This window comes from Streptacidiphilus jiangxiensis (assembly GCF_900109465.1).
GTDB lineage: Bacteria > Actinomycetota > Actinomycetes > Streptomycetales > Streptomycetaceae > Streptacidiphilus > Streptacidiphilus jiangxiensis.
This window is the reverse complement of the sequence record NZ_FOAZ01000003.1, coordinates 486,383-502,097: the sequence shown is the minus strand read 5'-3', so window position 1 is coordinate 502,097 and position 15,715 is coordinate 486,383. Positions and strand designations below refer to the sequence as shown.

General features: G+C 71.7%; 16 protein-coding genes and 1 pseudogene. 3 read left to right on the top strand and 14 right to left on the bottom strand.

Annotated elements, in window-relative coordinates:
• Window positions 1–205 precede the first annotated feature (205 nt).
• From BMY61_RS08550 to BMY61_RS08525, 6 genes are all read right to left on the bottom strand, one after another.
• Window positions 206–853 carry a hypothetical protein gene (locus BMY61_RS08550; RefSeq protein WP_042453784.1) on the bottom strand — a complete coding sequence of 216 codons (648 nt, stop codon included), beginning with the start codon at window positions 851–853 and terminating at the stop codon, window positions 206–208.
• Between the two features lie 53 nt (window positions 854–906).
• The gene (locus tag BMY61_RS08545) at window positions 907–1,689 is read right to left on the bottom strand and encodes a GntR family transcriptional regulator (protein ID WP_042453786.1); all 783 of its coding nucleotides are present in this window, start codon (window positions 1,687–1,689) and stop codon (window positions 907–909) included.
• Between the two features lie 202 nt (window positions 1,690–1,891).
• The gene (locus BMY61_RS08540) at window positions 1,892–3,247 is read right to left on the bottom strand and encodes an aspartate aminotransferase family protein (RefSeq protein WP_042453788.1); all 1,356 of its coding nucleotides are present in this window, start codon (window positions 3,245–3,247) and stop codon (window positions 1,892–1,894) included.
• Between the two features lie 105 nt (window positions 3,248–3,352).
• The gene (locus tag BMY61_RS08535) at window positions 3,353–3,799 is read right to left on the bottom strand and encodes a GNAT family N-acetyltransferase (protein WP_042453789.1); all 447 of its coding nucleotides are present in this window, start codon (window positions 3,797–3,799) and stop codon (window positions 3,353–3,355) included.
• Between the two features lie 12 nt (window positions 3,800–3,811).
• Window positions 3,812–4,408, bottom strand: a complete 597-nt coding sequence (locus BMY61_RS08530) for a GNAT family N-acetyltransferase (protein WP_042453791.1) — start codon at window positions 4,406–4,408, stop codon at window positions 3,812–3,814.
• Between the two features lie 125 nt (window positions 4,409–4,533).
• Complete coding sequence (locus BMY61_RS08525) at window positions 4,534–5,817, bottom strand: adenylosuccinate synthase (protein ID WP_042453793.1); 1,284 nt, start codon at window positions 5,815–5,817, stop codon at window positions 4,534–4,536.
• A gap of 132 nt (window positions 5,818–5,949) precedes the next feature.
• Between BMY61_RS08525 and BMY61_RS08520 the strand changes: the two genes are divergently transcribed.
• Window positions 5,950–6,747 carry a diacylglycerol kinase family protein gene (locus BMY61_RS08520; RefSeq protein ID WP_042453795.1) on the top strand — a complete coding sequence of 266 codons (798 nt, stop codon included), beginning with the start codon at window positions 5,950–5,952 and terminating at the stop codon, window positions 6,745–6,747.
• Between the two features lie 49 nt (window positions 6,748–6,796).
• Here the strand turns inward: BMY61_RS08520 and BMY61_RS48745 are convergent, their stop codons facing one another.
• The 3 genes and pseudogenes from BMY61_RS48745 to BMY61_RS08510 form a co-directional block, all read right to left on the bottom strand.
• Window positions 6,797–7,063, bottom strand: coding sequence for a Rieske (2Fe-2S) protein (locus BMY61_RS48745; protein WP_280520997.1), 267 nt, complete (start codon window positions 7,061–7,063; stop codon window positions 6,797–6,799).
• 237 nt (window positions 7,064–7,300) lie between these two features.
• Window positions 7,301–7,774 (bottom strand): annotated as a pseudogene (locus BMY61_RS48740) (DoxX family membrane protein); the annotation flags it as partial.
• Window positions 7,775–7,954: 180 nt separating this feature from the next.
• A complete protein-coding gene (locus tag BMY61_RS08510; protein ID WP_052439094.1) occupies window positions 7,955–9,040 on the bottom strand; it encodes a hypothetical protein in 1,086 nt (361 codons plus the stop codon).
• Window positions 9,041–9,193: 153 nt separating this feature from the next.
• Between BMY61_RS08510 and BMY61_RS08505 the strand changes: the two genes are divergently transcribed.
• Window positions 9,194–9,613, top strand: coding sequence for a DUF3151 domain-containing protein (locus BMY61_RS08505; RefSeq protein WP_042453796.1), 420 nt, complete (start codon window positions 9,194–9,196; stop codon window positions 9,611–9,613).
• Window positions 9,614–9,673: 60 nt separating this feature from the next.
• Here BMY61_RS08505 and fbaA read toward each other — a convergent pair whose 3' ends face one another.
• Window positions 9,674–10,696: a class II fructose-bisphosphate aldolase gene (gene fbaA, locus BMY61_RS08500; protein ID WP_042453798.1), complete on the bottom strand. Its 1,023-nt coding sequence runs from the start codon at window positions 10,694–10,696 to the stop codon at window positions 9,674–9,676.
• 211 nt (window positions 10,697–10,907) lie between these two features.
• On the opposite strand from fbaA, the gene BMY61_RS08495 reads away from it, so the two are divergent.
• Window positions 10,908–11,654 (top strand): DedA family protein, encoded by a 747-nt coding sequence (locus BMY61_RS08495; protein WP_042453800.1) that lies wholly within the window; start codon window positions 10,908–10,910, stop codon window positions 11,652–11,654.
• A 79-nt stretch (window positions 11,655–11,733) separates the two neighbouring features.
• Here BMY61_RS08495 and pyrE read toward each other — a convergent pair whose 3' ends face one another.
• The 4 genes from pyrE to BMY61_RS08475 all read right to left on the bottom strand — a co-directional run bounded on the left by pyrE (window position 11,734) and on the right by BMY61_RS08475 (window position 15,680).
• Window positions 11,734–12,270, bottom strand: coding sequence for an orotate phosphoribosyltransferase (gene pyrE, locus BMY61_RS08490; RefSeq protein ID WP_042453802.1), 537 nt, complete (start codon window positions 12,268–12,270; stop codon window positions 11,734–11,736).
• 11 nt (window positions 12,271–12,281) lie between these two features.
• Window positions 12,282–13,142 (bottom strand): aldose epimerase family protein, encoded by an 861-nt coding sequence (locus BMY61_RS08485; RefSeq protein ID WP_174514540.1) that lies wholly within the window; start codon window positions 13,140–13,142, stop codon window positions 12,282–12,284.
• Window positions 13,143–13,210: 68 nt separating this feature from the next.
• Window positions 13,211–14,089, bottom strand: a complete 879-nt coding sequence (locus BMY61_RS08480; RefSeq protein WP_082015346.1) for an SRPBCC family protein — start codon at window positions 14,087–14,089, stop codon at window positions 13,211–13,213.
• 103 nt (window positions 14,090–14,192) lie between these two features.
• Window positions 14,193–15,680: a polyamine aminopropyltransferase gene (locus BMY61_RS08475; RefSeq protein WP_052439096.1), complete on the bottom strand. Its 1,488-nt coding sequence runs from the start codon at window positions 15,678–15,680 to the stop codon at window positions 14,193–14,195.
• Between the last annotated feature and the right edge of the window lie 35 nt (window positions 15,681–15,715).

Genomic DNA, 15,715 nt, shown 5'->3' with positions numbered 1-15,715 from the left:
CCAACCCTCTGTTCAGGAGCAACCCCACCCACACCCTCGGCACTCGCGAAAGCGGTTCCGGGGGTGATCTGCTGTGCACTCCGGCCCGTTGCCGGGCTTCGTGGCCTTCGTGTGCGCGCGACGCGCGAGAGCTCCGGGGTGCTCCGGCTGCACCAGGACAGCGGCAGCGGCGACTTCACCGGCCGCAGCCGGAGCTACGGCCGGCTCAGGCGAAGACGATCATCGAGCCCTGGGCGAGGGCGCGCGTGGCGGCGGCGTAGAGGCCGATCCAGGCGTGGCGCTCGCGGGCGTAGGGCCCGTCCTGGCCCGGGGGCGGGTAGGCCGGGCCCTCCAGGGTCGTCGGGGCGACGGGGCGGACCGGCACGGGCGGCAGCTGGTAGTCGATGCCGATGTGCGCGGCCACCGCCTCCAGCTCCTTGAGGAGCCGCTGCACCGAGCCCAGCGGACCGCCGGTGGCGAGGAGGGCGTCGTCGACGACGGGGATCTCGAAGTCGAGCGGGACGTAGGCTCCGGCGTGGTCGAAGTGCCACACCAGGTGCGACTGTTCCGCCGTGGCCTCGAACATCTCCAGCAACTGCTCGTAGTCACCACCGAGCTCGTCGACGGGGGTGACGTCGAGTCCGGTCAGCTGCAGCAGGTAGGCGCGGCGCAGGAAGTGCAGCGACTCGTAGTCGAACGCCGCGACCGGCTCCACGTCGCCGCTGAGGCCGGGCATGTACGGGAAGACCGGGAGCTGCGGCAGGCCCGCCGCGGCGAGGGAGCCGTTGTAGATCGCCAGATCCTCGGCGAAGGGGTTGTCCGGGCTGAGCACCAGCAGGTCGACCAAGGGGACGAGCCAGATGTCACAAGCCAAGACACTCTCCAGACCAGCGCGCCGCGGTGTTGCTCTCAGGTGGTCCGTCCACCCTACTGCGTCGTCGCAGGCAGCGAGGGGGCTTCCCGTGGGGCTGGGACCTGCAGGGGGACGTCGTCCGGCAGCGGGCGGCCGCAGAGGGCGGACATCTGCTCCAGGGACTCCTGGTTGTAGGCGAGCAGCATCGCGTGGACGCCCGCCTGGTCGCCGGCCTCGATCAGCTCGACCAGTTCGAGATGGCGGGACCAACAGAAGCTCGCGACGTCGTCGCGAGCACGCAGGTAGCTCGCGGCGAAGATCCAGTACTGGACCCGGAGCCAGTCCAGGTAGTCGCCGATGCGCCGGTTGCCGGCGAACGCGCCGAGCTCGGCCCAGAAGCGGCGGTCGCAGCCGACCAGGAGGTCCAGCTGACCGGCGCGCGCCGCGCGGACCGCGGCGTCGGCGCGGCGGCGCAGGGAGGCGACCGCGTCGGGGTCGAGCGCGGAGAGCCGGCCCCTGAGCCGGCGGAAGATGCCGTCGATGACCAGGGACCTGGCCTCGACGATGTCGACGAAGTCGTCCCAGGTGAAGCGCGGCACGGCGAAGCCACGGCCGGGTTCGACGACGAGCATGCCCTGCGCGGCCAGGTCGACCAGGGCTTCCCGCACCGGGGTCGCGGAGACGCCGTAGAGCTCGGCGATCTCCTTGACGGTGAAGTGGCGGCCGGCGGCCAGGCGCCCGGCCATCAGCTCGTCGCGCAACGCGGCGGCCACCTGCTCGCGCAGGGAGCTGCGGTGGACGACCGGCGGGCCGCCGAGGCGTCGGTCCGCGGAGGAGACGGTGGTGCCGGACGGCATCGCTTTCCCTCCGCTGCGGTTTGCCTGGGTTTGATCGGTTCGATGCACGGCTGCGGGATTTCATCCGCATACTGCCGGTCCGTGCCCCCCAATGGTAAGGCCCCGCACCCCCCGATCGGAGGGGTTGCGGGGCCGAAAAGGTGTAGACCAAGTCACGAGCCGGTCAAGACCGGCCGACCGGGCCCGAGCACCGGTGCCTGGCTCAGGCGGTGTGCGCGTCGGTGAGGGTGAGCACCTCGTCGAGGATCGCCAGACCCTCCTTGGCCTCGGCCTCGGAGACGTTGCACGGCGGCACGACGTGGAAGCGGTTCATGTTGGTGAACGGCCACAGTCCGCGCTTCTTGCACTCCGCCGCCAGCTCGGCCATCGGCGCGTTGGCGGCGCCGGCCGCGTTGTAGGGGGTGAGCGGCTCGCGGGTCTCGCGGTTCTTCACCAGCTCGACGGCCCAGAAGACGCCGAGGCCGCGGACCTCGCCGATGGACGGGTGACGCTCGGCCATCGCGCGCAGCTCGGGGCCGATCACCGTCTCGCCGATGTGCTTGGCGTTCTCGACGATGCCCTCCTCGGCCATGGCGTTGATCGTCGCCACGGCGGAGGCGCAGGCCAGCGGGTGGCCCGAGTAGGTCAGACCGCCCGGGAAGGGGCGCTCGGCGAAGGTCGCGGCGATCTCGCCGCTGATCGCGACGCCGCCGAGCGGCACGTAGCCGGAGTTGACGCCCTTGGCGAAGGTCAGCAGGTCCGGGGTGACGCCCCAGTGGTCGGCCGCGAACCACTCGCCGGTGCGGCCGAAGCCGGCCATGACCTCGTCGAGGATGAAGACGATCCCGTAGCGGTCACAGATCTCGCGGACGCCCGCGAGGTAGCCGGCCGGCGGGATCAGGATGCCGGCGGTGCCGACGACGGTCTCCAGGACGATCGCGGCGACGGTCTGCGGACCCTCGAAGGCGATGGTCGCCTCCAGGTGCGCGAGCGCGCGCTCGCACTCCTGCGCCTCGTTCTCGGCGTGGAAGTTGGAGCGGTAGGCGTACGGGCCCCAGAAGTGCACGATGCCGGAGACGCCGGTCTCGTTCGGCCAGCGGCGCGGGTCGCCGGTCATGGCGATCGCGTTGGCGGTGGCGCCGTGGTACGAGCGGTAGGTGGAGAGCACCTTCTGACGGCCGGTGTGCAGACGCGCCATACGGATGGCGTTCTCGTTGGCCTCGGCGCCGCCGTTGGTGAAGAAGATCTTGTCCAGGTCGCCGGGGGTGCGCTCGGCGATCAGGCGGGCGGCCTCGGAGCGGGCCTCGACCGCGAAGGCCGGCGCGAAGGTGCAGAGCTTGGCGGCCTGCTCCTGGATCGCGGCGACGACCTTGGGGTGCTGGTGGCCGATGTTGGTGTTGACCAGCTGGGAGGAGAAGTCGAGGAAGCGCTTGCCCTCGTAGTCCCAGAAGTACGAGCCCTCGGCCCCGGCGACGGCGAGGGGGTCGATCAGGGACTGCGCGGACCACGAGTGGAAGACGTGGGCACGGTCGGCAGCCTTGACCGCCTGGCCGAGTGCCGGGTCTGGGGAGATCGTCATGCCTGCCAGCGTATTTTCGGGCGCCACGCCCCCGGAACGTACAGCCTGTCTGGCGATCCGGGGGCAGGGCGACAGCTTGTCAGTCCCGACGCGTCAGGACGCGACTCAGCAGGGCATGACGTAGAGGAGGAACGGTGTCTTCTCGCCGTTGCGGTCGTAGACGGCGCGGGCCCGGTAGTTGTCGTCGGCCGTGTTCCAGCGGATCTGGTACCAGCCGCGCTCGCGGCCGAGCCGGCGCAGTTCGGCGAGGATCGCGTCGACGGTGCCGCCGCCCCGGTGGGCGGGGTCGACGAAGAGGTCGTGCAGGAAGCCGCGGGTGCCGCGCAGCGGCGAGTGGTCCGGGGTGATGTGGGCCAGGCCGATGGGCGTGCCGTCAGCGTCGCGCGCCAGAAGACACTCGGCCGGGTGGTTCTCGTCCTGGAACCAGGCCCAGGACTCGGCGAACCGCTCCTCCGTCAGTTCCACGTGGTAGAACTCGGCATAGCCGGTGAAGAGCTCCCGCCAGCGGGGGTAGTCGGCTTCCGTCGGGGCGGAGATGACGATGTCACTCATGGATGCTGCTCCTCAGCCCTTGGCCAGTCGTTCGGTGAGCCGGGCCTTGGCCGCCGGCCACTCGTCGATGTTCATGCCGAAGTAGACGCTGTCGCGCCAGCTCCCGTCGCCGCGCTGCACCTGGCGGCGGAGCACGCCCTCCCGCTCGGCGCCCAGGCGGGCGATGGCGTTCTGCGAGCGCTCGTTGTTGATGTCCGTCTTCCACTGGACCCGGCCGTAGCCGAGCTCCTCGAAGGCGTGGGTGAGCAGCAGCAGCTTGGCCTCGGTGTTGGCCGCGGTGCGCCAGTGGGAGCGGGCGTACCAGGTCCAGCCGATCTCCAGGCGCTCGTGCTCCTCCTGGATGTCCAGGTAGGTGGTCCAGCCGACGGGCCGGCCGGTGGCCAGGTCGACGACGGCGAAGGCGAGGTAGCGCGTCGGCCCGTGCAGCAGGTCGTCGGCATACCCAGCCAGCTCCTCGGCACTGCGGGGAGTCGGGCGGATCCAGCGGAAGACCTCCTCCGCGTCCGGCTCCAACGCCTCCCACAGGGCGGGCACGTGGTCGAGGGTGAGCGGCTCCAGACGAACGTGGCGTCCGGTCAGCACGACGGGGAGAGGGGTCTTCGCGGTCATGGTCGAAAACATAGCCGCGCTTTGCACTAGAAGCAATCGATATCTGCATTAGTGCAAAGAGCGAGGTGCGAAAAAGCCCCCGCCCGGGAGGGCGAGGGCCTGTTTCGCTTCGCAAGCGGGTGCCGCTACAGCAGCGAGTGCACCTGGATCGTCTCGGTGCGGCCGGGGCCGACGCCGATGGCGGAGATGCGGCAGCGGGAGAGCTCCTCCAGCGCCTTCACGTAGTCCTGCGCGTTCTTCGGCAGGTCCTCGAAGGTCTGCGCCTTGGTGATGTCCTCGGACCAGCCCGGGAGCATCTCGTAGATCGGCTTCGCGTGGTGGAAGTCGCTCTGCGAGTGGGGCACCTCGTCCACGCGCGTGCCGTCGACGTCGTAGGCCACGCAGACCGGGATCTGCTCCCAGCCGGTCAGCACGTCCAGCTTGGTGAGGAAGATGTCGGTCAGACCGTTGATGCGGGTCGCGTAGCGGGCGATCGGGGCGTCGAACCAGCCGCAGCGGCGGTCGCGGCCGGTGGTCACCCCACGCTCGCCGCCGATCCGACGCAGCGCCTCGCCGTCGGCGTCGAACAGCTCGGTCGGGAACGGACCGGAGCCGACGCGGGTGGTGTAGGCCTTGAGGATGCCGATCACGCGGTCGATCTTGGTGGGGCCGATGCCGGTGCCGGTGCATGCGCCGCCCGAGGTCGGGTTCGACGAGGTGACGAACGGGTACGTGCCGTGGTCCACGTCGAGCAGGGTGCCCTGGCCGCCCTCCATCAGGACGACCTTGCCGTCCTCGAGCGCCTGGTTGAGGAGCAGCGCGGTGTCGGCCACGAACGGGCGCAGCTTCTCGGCGTAGCCCAGGTACTCCTCGACGACCAGCTCGGCCGGCATGGCCCGCCGGTTGTAGAGCTTGACCAGGATCTGGTTCTTGTCGTTGAGGGCCGCGTCGACCTTCTGGCGCAGGATGCTCTCGTCGAAGAGGTCCTGCACACGGATGCCGATGCGGTTGATCTTGTCGGCGTAGGCGGGGCCGATCCCACGACCGGTGGTGCCGATCTTGCGCTTGCCCAGGAACCGCTCGGAGACCTTGTCCAGGGTCCGGTGGTACGGGGTGATCAGGTGCGCGTTGCCCGAGATCAGCAGCTTGGACGTGTCCACGCCGCGATCCTGCAGGCCCGCCAGCTCGGAGAGGAGCACGGCCGGGTCGATGACCACGCCGTTGCCGATCACCGGGACGCAGTTCGGGCTGAGAATGCCGGAGGGGAGCAGGTGGAGTGCATACTTCTGGTCGCCTACGACCACCGTGTGACCGGCGTTGTTGCCGCCCTGATAGCGGACCACGTAGTCGACCGAGCCTCCGAGAAGGTCAGTCGCCTTCCCCTTGCCCTCGTCTCCCCACTGAGCGCCGACCAGCACGAGTGCGGGCACAGGCGTACACCCCTTTCGGGCGGGGCAAAACACACGGCGGAAGGCCGCCGCACTGGCCCCGGATAGACCAAGCCCCTGGCGCAAAAGCGCAAGGGGCTCTTACACCGAGAGATTACCCGAGGAAGGACCACGGTGTCGGCTGAGCGTTCGGTGGGTGAGCCCGTGTTGGTCCTGGTCTCCCCCGTGGCGCTGGCTCTCGACGGCGAGTCGGTGCGGGTCGCCAGGGACGTGCTCGGAGCCGCCCTGCCGGTGAAGACGGCCGTGCCGGAGAGCCTGTCCGATCTTGATCGACTGCTTGCGCGACGCGGGCGCAGACAGCCGGTGGTGATCGGCGACGACCGCTATCTGCAACAGGTCGTTCAACTTCTTCACCAGCAGGCCACGCTGGACTCGGGCCCGGTCGGGCTCATTCCCGTCGGCCGCGGCCACCGCATCGCGCTGGCGCGCGCGCTCGGCGCGGAGATCCGTCCGGTGCAGGCGGCGCGCGCCGTCGTCCGCGGCGCGGACCGGCCGCTCGACCTGCTCGTCGACGACGGCGGCGGGGTCGTGCTCGGAGCCGTGCGCATCCCCGGACAGCGTTCGCCCAGGGCGAACAGGACTCCGTCCACCTGGTGGACAGGCCTGGCCGGACGAGTGGTCCGCGCCCTGGCGAGCCGACCCACCTCGCCAGGGCAGCCGCTCCGCGTGGAGGCCGACGGTCACGTCCTCGCCGACTCCGCGCACCCGATGCGCGCGCTCGCGCTCTCCAGCCACGACGGCTCGGCCGAACTGCGGATCGACGCCGCCGTCCCGATCCAGGCCCACCGCGTCACGGTCGGCGGCTCCCTCTTCACCTACGAGGCGGACCACGCCCTCAGCGCGCCGGTGCGCGAACGCACCTGGACGGTCGAGCCGGCCGCCTGGTCGCTGCGGGTCCCGGACCGATCGTGACCGCGGTGCCGATCCAGTCCGGCTGCTCCGGCTGCTCCGCCCACTCCGGCTACTCCGGCTTCTCGGCGACCCGCAGCGTCGCTCCCGACCGGGTCACCGCGTACCGCGGCAGCGCCTCGGTGGCCGGCCCCCGCAGCACGGCACCCGTGGCCACGTCGAACGCGGAGTCGTGGCAGGGGCAGACGAAGGCGCCTTCCTTGGGCGGCAGGACCGTGCAGCCGGCGTGGGTGCAGGCTCCGGAGAAGGCGCAGAAGACGCCCGGCTTCGGCTGGACCACGAAGATCGGATCCCCGGTCCCGGGAGCACTGAGCTGCACCGCGCCGCCGACCGGAACCTTCGCCGCCGCGACACTCACGCCCGTGCTCGCACCAGCGGCGTCCCCCGATCCACCGGTCGGCCGGCCGCCGGACTGGGCCACCGGGGACGGTGTCGGCCGTCGGGACCGCGCGGTCAGCGCTCCGGCCAGCAAGCCGCCGCCGGCCACCGCGAGGACGGCCGTGCCGGTTTCGAGCAGCGCCCGGCGCCTGCCGCCGCCTGCCACGGACGGCGCCGCGCGGCGGACCGCCAGCCAGGCGTCGAGCGACACCGAGGGTGTCCCGGCCAGGACCAGGGGCGTCCAGGCCACCAGATAGGCCAGGTCGTTGCCGAGGAAGTACGGATGCGTCCGCCAGCTGACCGTCAGGAAGAGCATCAGGCTGAGCGCGGCACCGCCGGCGGCCGCCACCCGGCCGAAGAGGCCGAGAAGGGTGCCCAGGCCGACCGCGAGCTCGCCGAAGGCGAGCGCGGTACCGGTCGCCGCCGGGGCGTGGCGCGCCAGGCGCAGCAGCGGCGCGGCGGGGCTGTGCGCGGTCAGCGCCGCCTGGAGCTGGGACAGGTACGACGCGGGGTCGGCGGCCCCGGCCAGGTAGTGCGGGTCGCCGAGCTTGAGCAGTCCGGCGTAGCAGAAGGTCACGCCGAGGAAGAGGCGCAGCGGCAGCAGCGCCTGGCGGCGCAGGGTCTCGGTGGAGAGCGTCATCGTCATGGTCATCCGTGGGTCGTTTCGTCGATCGCGCTCGTCGTCCGTCGCGGTCGTCGTCGGTCGCGGTCGTCGTCGGTCGCGGTCGTCGTCGGTCGTCGCAGGTCCTGCTCGGCGTCGGTCGCGCCGCCGGAGGCGGCCGGGCCTGCGGCCGACCGTCGGTCGGGGATCGGATCCGGCGTCGGTCGGGGATCAGTCGGCCGAGGTGCTGCCACCGGAAGCGGATCGGCAGGCGACCGCGGCCTCACCGGAGAGCTGCGGGCAGAGCTTCGTCCGGGCCGACTTGTCATGGAAGTTGACGTTCCAGTAGCTGACCATTCCGCCCACGCAGGCCGGCCGCTGCCAGGCCGAGGGAGCCGCCTCGCACTGGGCCGCCGTCCACGCCGGGCGGTCGACGTTGTACTTGAGCAGCCGGGAGCCGGTCCCCCGGGTGCAGGACTGCTGCCCGTCCGCGGTCGGCGCGTTCAGGCACCAGCGCAGCGCCTGGACGAAGCTGTCCGGGTGGTTCACGTAGTCGTGCGTCTGCAGGTAGTAGATCGGGGCGTAGAAGTAGCAGGCGGACTGGAAGATCGAGGGCTGCTCCGGGCACGGGTACAGCGGCTCCGCCGCCAGGCGCTGCGCGGGCAGCTGGGCGAGTGCCGCGGGGTCGTCCTCGTCCGGCTCGAACAGCTGCATGAAGACGCCCTCCGAGCAGGCCACCACCTGGTAGGTCTGCCCGAAGCGGTCACAGAGACGCTCCGCCCGGGGCACGTCCAGGTGCGAGACGAACATCGCGCCGTGCCCGATGCCGTGGATGCACGAGGCCGACATCTGCGGCGCGCACAGCGTGGTGACGGCGGCCACCGGATCGGGACTCTGGGACAGCGTCTCCTCGACGATGCCGTGCAGATAGCCCGACCCGCAGACGTCGTTGCGGAAGGCGGCGGCCTTGCCGAAGCTGCCGTACTTCTTCAGCGCCGCGTGCCCGAGGTCGTGCGCGACGGGGTGGCAGAACCGGCTGACCTGCGGTTGGACCCGGGTGATGTGCTCCAGGTCGTCCAGGGCCACGCCGGGATCCGTACGGTTCAGCTCCGCGACGAGGTAGGTGCGCAGGGTGCTCCGGGTCCACAGTGCGGGCGTGGCCGAGGCCGAGGGCTTCGGCGAGGGTCCCGCCGTCGTGACCGGAGCGGAGGGCGTCGCGGCGACGGCCGAGGGAGGCGCCCACGTGGTCGTCGCGACGGCCCAGACACCTCCGACGAACAGACAGAATGCGGCCAGGAGAGCACTTGCTCTGCCCACGATCGTCCCCCTGTGACGTGCACTGATGCTCTAGCTGCACCGGAGGATGCCACCCGGGCACGACCGAGTTCCAGCGCAGCGCCGGATGTCGTCGAACCGTGACAGAACAGCTCTGCTCTTCCGCCGAATCGCCGGAATGGCAGACTGGCAGGCATGTCCATTCACGAGAACCTGCTCGGCGGCCCGGAGCCGACCCTCCTGCCCGAGGACGAGCAGCCGTACCAGCAGATGGCCGAGCAGTCCGCGTCGCCCGCGCAGATCGCGGCGGCGCACCCCACCTTCTCGCTCGCCTGGGCGCAGCTCGCGGACGAGTCGTTCGCCGCGGGGCGCGTCGTGGAGTCCTACGCCTACGCGCGCACGGGCTACCACCGCGGCCTGGACCAGCTGCGTCGCGCCGGCTGGAAGGGCCACGGGCCGGTCCCGTGGGAGCACCGCGCCAACCGCGGCTTCCTGCGCTGCCTGGCCGCGCTCGCCCGCGCCGCCGACTCCATCGGCGAGACCGACGAGGCGAACCGCTGCTGGACCTTCCTGAAGGACAGCAGCCCCGAGGCCTACACCGAGCTCAAGCAGTAGCCGCCGCAGACATGAGGAGGGCCCGGCACCGCGCAGCGGTGCCGGGCCCTCCTCATGTGACTACTTCAGCTTGTTGCCCGCCGAACGGAGCTGCTTCGCGGCCTCGAGGACGCGCGCGGCCATGCCGGCCTCGGCCAGCTTGCCCCAGGTGCGCGGGTCGTAGGTGTTCTTCTTGCCGACCTCGCCGTCGACCTTCAGCACACCGTCGTAGTTGCGGAACATGTGGTCCACGACCGGGCGGGTGAAGGCGTACTGGGTGTCGGTGTCGAGGTTCATCTTGACGACGCCGTTCTCCAGCGCGGTCTCGATCTCCTCGGCGGTCGAGCCGGAGCCGCCGTGGAAGACGAAGTCGAACGGGTCGGTCTTGCCGTACTGCTTGCCGATCGCGTCCTGCAGCTCGCGCAGCAGCTCCGGCTTGAGCACGACGTTGCCCGGCTTGTAGACGCCGTGGACGTTGCCGAAGGAGGCGGCCAGCAGGTAGCGGCCCTTCTCGCCCAGGCCCAGGGCCTCGGCGGTGCGGACGGCGTCGTTGACGGTCGTGTAGAGCGAGTCGTTGATCTCGTGGGAGACGCCGTCCTCCTCGCCACCGGTCGGGGTGATCTCGACCTCGAGGATGATCTTCGCGGCGCGGGCCTGGGCCAGCAGCTCCTCGCCGATGGCGAGGTTGTCGGCCAGGGTCTCGGCGGAGCCGTCCCACATGTGCGACTGGAAGAGCGGGTTCTCGCCGCGGGCCACGCGCTCCGCGGAGATCGCCAGCAGCGGGCGGACGTAGCCGTCCAGCTTGTCCTTCGGGCAGTGGTCGGTGTGCAGCGCGACGGTGATGTCGTACTTGGCGGCCACGATGTGCGCGAACTCGGCCAGGGCGACCGCACCGGTCACCATGTCCTTGTTGTGCTGGCCTCCCAGGAACTCGGCGCCACCGGTCGAGATCTGGATGATGCCGTCGCTCTCGGCCTCGGCGAAGCCGCGCAGAGCCGCGTGCAGGGTCTGCGAAGAGGTGACGTTGATGGCGGGGTAGGCGAACTTGCCTGCCTTGGCCCGGTCCAGCATCTCGTTGTAGACCTCGGGCGTTGCGATAGGCATTCGAATCCGCTCCTGTCGTGGGCGTCTACGCAATGGGGAAGGTGCTGACGCCGGACGTCGTCGACCGGGCACCGAGCGCCATTCTCGCATTGCGGCGCAAGCCCTTCATCCCGCCACAGGGCAGGTCAGCGGGTGACCTAGGTCCTCGCCCGCCCCCGGCGGACAGCGGGCGCCACAGCGTGCGGACACCCGCGCCCGCTACTCTGCGCGGGTGACCCAGAACCTCGCGCTCTCCCTGAGCACTCTGCTGGACGCCAAGGCGCTGATCGCGCAGGTCGGCGTCTACGGGCTGCTCGCGATCGTCTTCGCCGAGACGGGCCTGCTCATCGGCTTCTTCCTGCCCGGCGACTCGCTGCTGATCCTCGGCGGCGTCGCCGCGTCCGGCGCCGGCAAGGCGTTGCTCGGCACGCAGATGTCGATCGGCACGCTGCTGGTCGGCGCTCCGATCTGCGCGATCGCCGGCGCGCAGCTGGGTCACCTGTTGGGCGCGAAGGTCGGCTCGCGGCTGTTCGACCGCCCCAACTCGAAGCTGTTCAAGCGGGACCACGTGGTCAAGGCGGAGCAGTACTTCAACCGCTTCGGCCCGGCCAAGGCCGTGGTCATGGCCCGCTTCGTGCCGGTCGTGCGGACCTTCCTGAACCCCGTCGCCGGAACGCTGGAGATGCCGGCCCGCACGTTCTTCGTGTGGAACGCCGTCGGCGGCCTGGTGTGGACCGAGGTCATGCTGCTGATCGGCTGGAAGTTCGGCGATTCGATGGCCCCGGTGATCGACAAGTACCTGATCCCGGCGGTGCTGCTGATCGTGCTGCTCTCGGTGATCCCGATCGTCATCGAGATGGTGCGGGGTCGCCGCGAGGGCACCGACCACGGCGCGGGCGAGGCCGCGCTCGCGGACGGGCCCGCGCAGGAGCCGTTCCCGGTGGCGGCGGGCCGCGGCGGACGTCACCGCAAGCGGTGACGTCCGGCGAGCGGACACCTGACCGGCCCAGGTCCGACCGGCCCAGGTCTGACCGGCCCAGATCTGACCGGCCCAGGCCTTAGAGGCCCAGGTCGGTGAGCTCGTAGGCGAAGAGGTAGGGCAGGCCGGCGTCGGCGATCGCCTGGGCGGCGCTGCGCTCGACGATCGTGGCCACGGCCACGACCTCGCCGCCGGCCTCACGGACGGCCTCGACCGCGGTCAGCGGCGAACCACCGGTGGTGGAGGTGTCCTCGACGACCAGCACGCGGCGGCCCTTCACGTCGGTGCCCTCGATCCGACGCTGCATGCCGTGCGCCTTCTGCGCCTTGCGCACCACGAAGGCGTCCAGGCGCTGCCCGCGCGCGGCGGAGGCGTGCAGCATGGCGGTGGCGACCGGGTCTGCGCCCAGGGTCAGCCCGCCGACGGCATCGAAGTCGAGGTCCTTGGTGAGGTCGAGCATGACCTGCCCGACGAGCGGCGCGGCCACCCCGTCGAGCGTCACACGACGCAGGTCGACGTAGTAGTCCGACTCCAGGCCGGAGGAGAGGATGACTTTGCCGTGGACGACGGCCTTGGTCTTGATCTCTTCAAGAAGCGCGTCACGTGAGGTGCTCATGAGGCTCCAGCTTAACCGCTGTGCCGGGCGCTGCCGCGACGCCAGGTCCAGGTGGTGCTGACCTCGAGCGGCTCGATCGGGGTGACCAGGTGCGGAGCGCTGTTGAGCCCGTTGGGCGGACCCGACTGCGGCTCGACGCAGAGCGCGTCGGCCTGTTCGTCGAAGACCACGGCCCAGGCGCAGTCGCTGGTGACGCGCAGCGCCAGCTCCTCCCCCCAGCGCACGGTGACGTCGACGCCGTCCGGGAAGGCGAAGCAGTCGTCCCAGGGCCCCGGCTGCGGGTCGATGCGTCGGCCTGTGGGCAGGTGGTCGGCGCCGCGCTCCTCCTGCCAGGCGGGCGCGAAGTCGAGCGACGCCTGCGGCCCGCCGTCGCGCAGCCACTTGCGGAACCACGGGTGCCAGCCGGCCTGCGCCGGGAACGAGTCGCGCAGGGCCTCGACCGAGAGTGTGGTCCGCAGCCGCTCCGGCGTCAGCTCGAACAGCTGGGTCACCCGGCCCGGATAGGGCCACGGATCGGCCAGCTCCAGGACGAAAGCGGCCGTCGTCCCCTCGTCGGTGACGGCCGGCGCCGCGGCGGTACGCCAGCGACTGCGCACGGCGGTGCCGTGCGCGGCGTGCGGGGTCAGGTCCACGGGCAGCCGGTGCCGCACCGGTCCGTTGTTGAACAGCCCGCGATCCACCCGCCCCGCCCACGGCACCATCGGGAACGAGCCGTACCCGAAGACGTCTGCGGCCGGGTCGTCGATCTCCTGCGCCGTGCGCAGCAGCTCGTGCGCGCCGATGCGCAGGCTGCCGAGACGGCAGCCCGCGTCGGGCAGGACGCTCACGGCCACGTCGCCCGCGGTGAGCAGGACGGGGGCGGGGTGGAGCACGGTCGGTCGGTCCCTTCGGTGGATGTCCGTCGTGTCAGCGGAAGCGGTGTGTCAACGGGAGCGGTGTGTCAGCGGGAGCGGCGCAGGGCGCGGACGAGGATCACCGCGCCGCCGAGAAGGGCGACGCCTCCTCCCACGATCCACGGCGTGGGGATGCGGTCCGAGGGAACGACCGGCGGCTCGCCCATCCGCGGCTCCGGGTTCAACCAACGGGCGGACGCGCGCGAACGCGCGCTGCGCGCGGGCAGTGCGGGGGCGTACCGGCCGCGCGGCGGCGCGTGGTCGACCTCCTCCGCGGACCGGCCGACGATGTGCCGCCGGGCGGGATCCGCCGTCGGCCCCGTGGGCGAGGCCAGCCCGTCCAGCTCGGAGAACTCGGGCAGCGCGGCGAGGTCCTGGAGTTCCTCCTCCAGGGGGCCGAGGTCGTTCAGGTCGCCCAGGCCCTCGACCAGCCCCTCGACGAGGAAGAACTCGCCGGCGTCGGTCCCCGGGACGGCCGGGTCCTCGGCGCGCTCGGCGAGCTCCAGGCAGAAGCGGTCCAGCAGGCGCCGCACGGCCGTCTGCAGCGCGGAGCCGGAGACCTCCTCGATCCGCCCGCTGCCCTGAACCGACGTCAGGAACGTCACCCGGGTCTCGAGCCCCGGGTCGTCGGTGTCGGCGTCCAGCCGCAGGCGCACGGTGCCGGCGACACTCCCCGGGCCCACGGCCTGGCGGCCGTCGAGCCCGAACAGGAACTCGTCCGGGTCCGCGCCGGCGTCCAGGCGCGTCAGCGCACCGCGATAGGTGATGGAGGTGCTGCCGACACGCAGCTTCAGCCGCCCCGCGAGCGGGCTCTCCCCGTCCTCGTCGGACGTGAACCCGGGCAGGCACACAGCCAGCAGCGCGGGGCGGTCCAGGGCCCCCCGGAGCGCCTGCGGCGACAGCGGCACCAACACCTCATGCTCCATGCCTGCTGAGCCTACCCGTGCACCGTCAAGGGCGCGGGGCTCTGCCGATTTGCGGCTCCGCCGCGTCGGCGCAGGCCGGGTCGGCCTCGCTCCGGCTCAGAGTTCACGGTGGCCCCAGCAGCGTCGCGACCCGGGGCGGCAGTCCCGAGGGTTCCGTCAGCGGATCCACTCCGCGCAACACGTCACGCGGGAGCGGGGCCTCGGAGGCGAGGACGAAGTGCCAGGTGGCCGGAGTAAACGGGGGGTCGGCGCAGGTGGGGTTGGTGCCCGTGGCCGCGTAGCCCGCGGGGCGGAGGCCGACCGCGCGGAGGGTGTCCGCAACGGACCAGAGCCGGGTGCCGGCGTGGACGACGAGGCGCCCTCCGGGCGCCAGCATGCGGCGGACGAGCCCGTAGAACTCGCGGGTGTAGAGCTTGTCCGCGGTGTCCTGCCCGGCCGAGGGCAGGTCCGCGACGATGACGTCGTAAGGGCGCTCCTGCCGGGGCGCCGTGCGGAGCCAGCCGAAGGCGTCCGCGGTGACGGTCCGCACCCGGGGGTCGGCCAGCGCGCCCGCGTTCAGACTGCGCAGCACCGGATCCGCCTCGGCGAGCCGCAGCAGCAGGGGGTCCTGTTCGACGACGGTGACCCGACGGACGCCGGGGGCGCCCAGGACATGACGGGCAGCCAGGCCGTCGCCGCCGCCGAGGACCAGAACGCGGGCGCGCGGGCCGCCGCGCAGGGCGGGGCCGGTGAGGGCGGCGTGATAGGCCGCCTGGTCCCGGCCGCAGACGGCGAGGTGGCCGGCCAAATAGAGCCGGGCGGTCTGCGCCGTGTCCGCGTCCGGCCCGGTCCCGCCGGTGAGCACGATCTGCTGGAACCTGCTCTGCAGGCTGACCCGCACCGGGCCGCCGTAGAGGCGACGTTGCGCCGCGCGCTCGAACGCGCCGCTGCCGGCCCAGGCGAGGGCGAGCACCACCACGACGGCCCCGCTGCACAGCCCGAGCAGCAGCCGCACCCGCGGCGCCGGCTCGGCGCGGAACAGCCAGAAGGCGATCAGCCCGCCGGCGACGGTGTTGACCACGCCGGTCAGCAGCGCGCCGGTGAGCTGGCCGAGGGTGGGCAGCAACAGGAAGGGGAAGGCGAGGCCGCCGACCAGTGCGCCGACGTAGTCGGCGGCGAAGAGGTCGGCGACGGCGCGGCCGGCCTCCTGTCGGCGGATCCGTTGCATCAGCGTCATCAGCAACGGGATTTCCGCGCCGATCAGCAGGCCGATGAGGGAGGCGAAGCCGACGAGCGCCGCCTGGTAGTGGCCGAGCCAGACGAAGCAGCCGTAGAGCGCGATGACCGAGAGGCCGCCGACGAGCGCCAGCAGGCTCTCGACGAGCGCGAAGGACGCGGCCGGCCGCAGTGTGAACCGTTTGGCCAGCAGCGAGCCGACGCCCATGGCGCAGACCATCACCGAGAGGACGACGGAGGCCTCGGTGACCGAGTCGCCCAGCAGGTAGCTGCCGAGGGCGACCAGTTCCAGCTCGTAGACCAACCCGCACGCGGCGCAGACGAACGCCGCGAGCAGCACCAGCAACCGGGCGGCCCGGGGAGTGGGGTTGATCACGAAGAAACGCTAGGCGACGGACCCGTCAGGGCTCT

Bases quoted from the DNA above. Each gene is read 5' to 3' on its own strand.
- BMY61_RS08505 (WP_042453796.1), top strand. From the start codon at position 9,194: ATGTCCATTCACGAGAACCTGCTCGGCGGCCCGGAGCCGACCCTCCTG.
- BMY61_RS08530 (WP_042453791.1), bottom strand. From the start codon at position 4,408: ATGACCGCGAAGACCCCTCTCCCCGTCGTGCTGACCGGACGCCACGTT.
- fbaA (WP_042453798.1), bottom strand. From the start codon at position 10,696: ATGCCTATCGCAACGCCCGAGGTCTACAACGAGATGCTGGACCGGGCC.
- pyrE (WP_042453802.1), bottom strand. From the start codon at position 12,270: ATGAGCACCTCACGTGACGCGCTTCTTGAAGAGATCAAGACCAAGGCC.
- BMY61_RS08480 (WP_082015346.1), bottom strand. From the start codon at position 14,089: ATGGAGCATGAGGTGTTGGTGCCGCTGTCGCCGCAGGCGCTCCGGGGG.
- BMY61_RS08540 (WP_042453788.1), bottom strand. From the start codon at position 3,247: ATGACGATCTCCCCAGACCCGGCACTCGGCCAGGCGGTCAAGGCTGCC.
- BMY61_RS08535 (WP_042453789.1), bottom strand. From the start codon at position 3,799: ATGAGTGACATCGTCATCTCCGCCCCGACGGAAGCCGACTACCCCCGC.
- BMY61_RS08545 (WP_042453786.1), bottom strand. From the start codon at position 1,689: ATGCCGTCCGGCACCACCGTCTCCTCCGCGGACCGACGCCTCGGCGGC.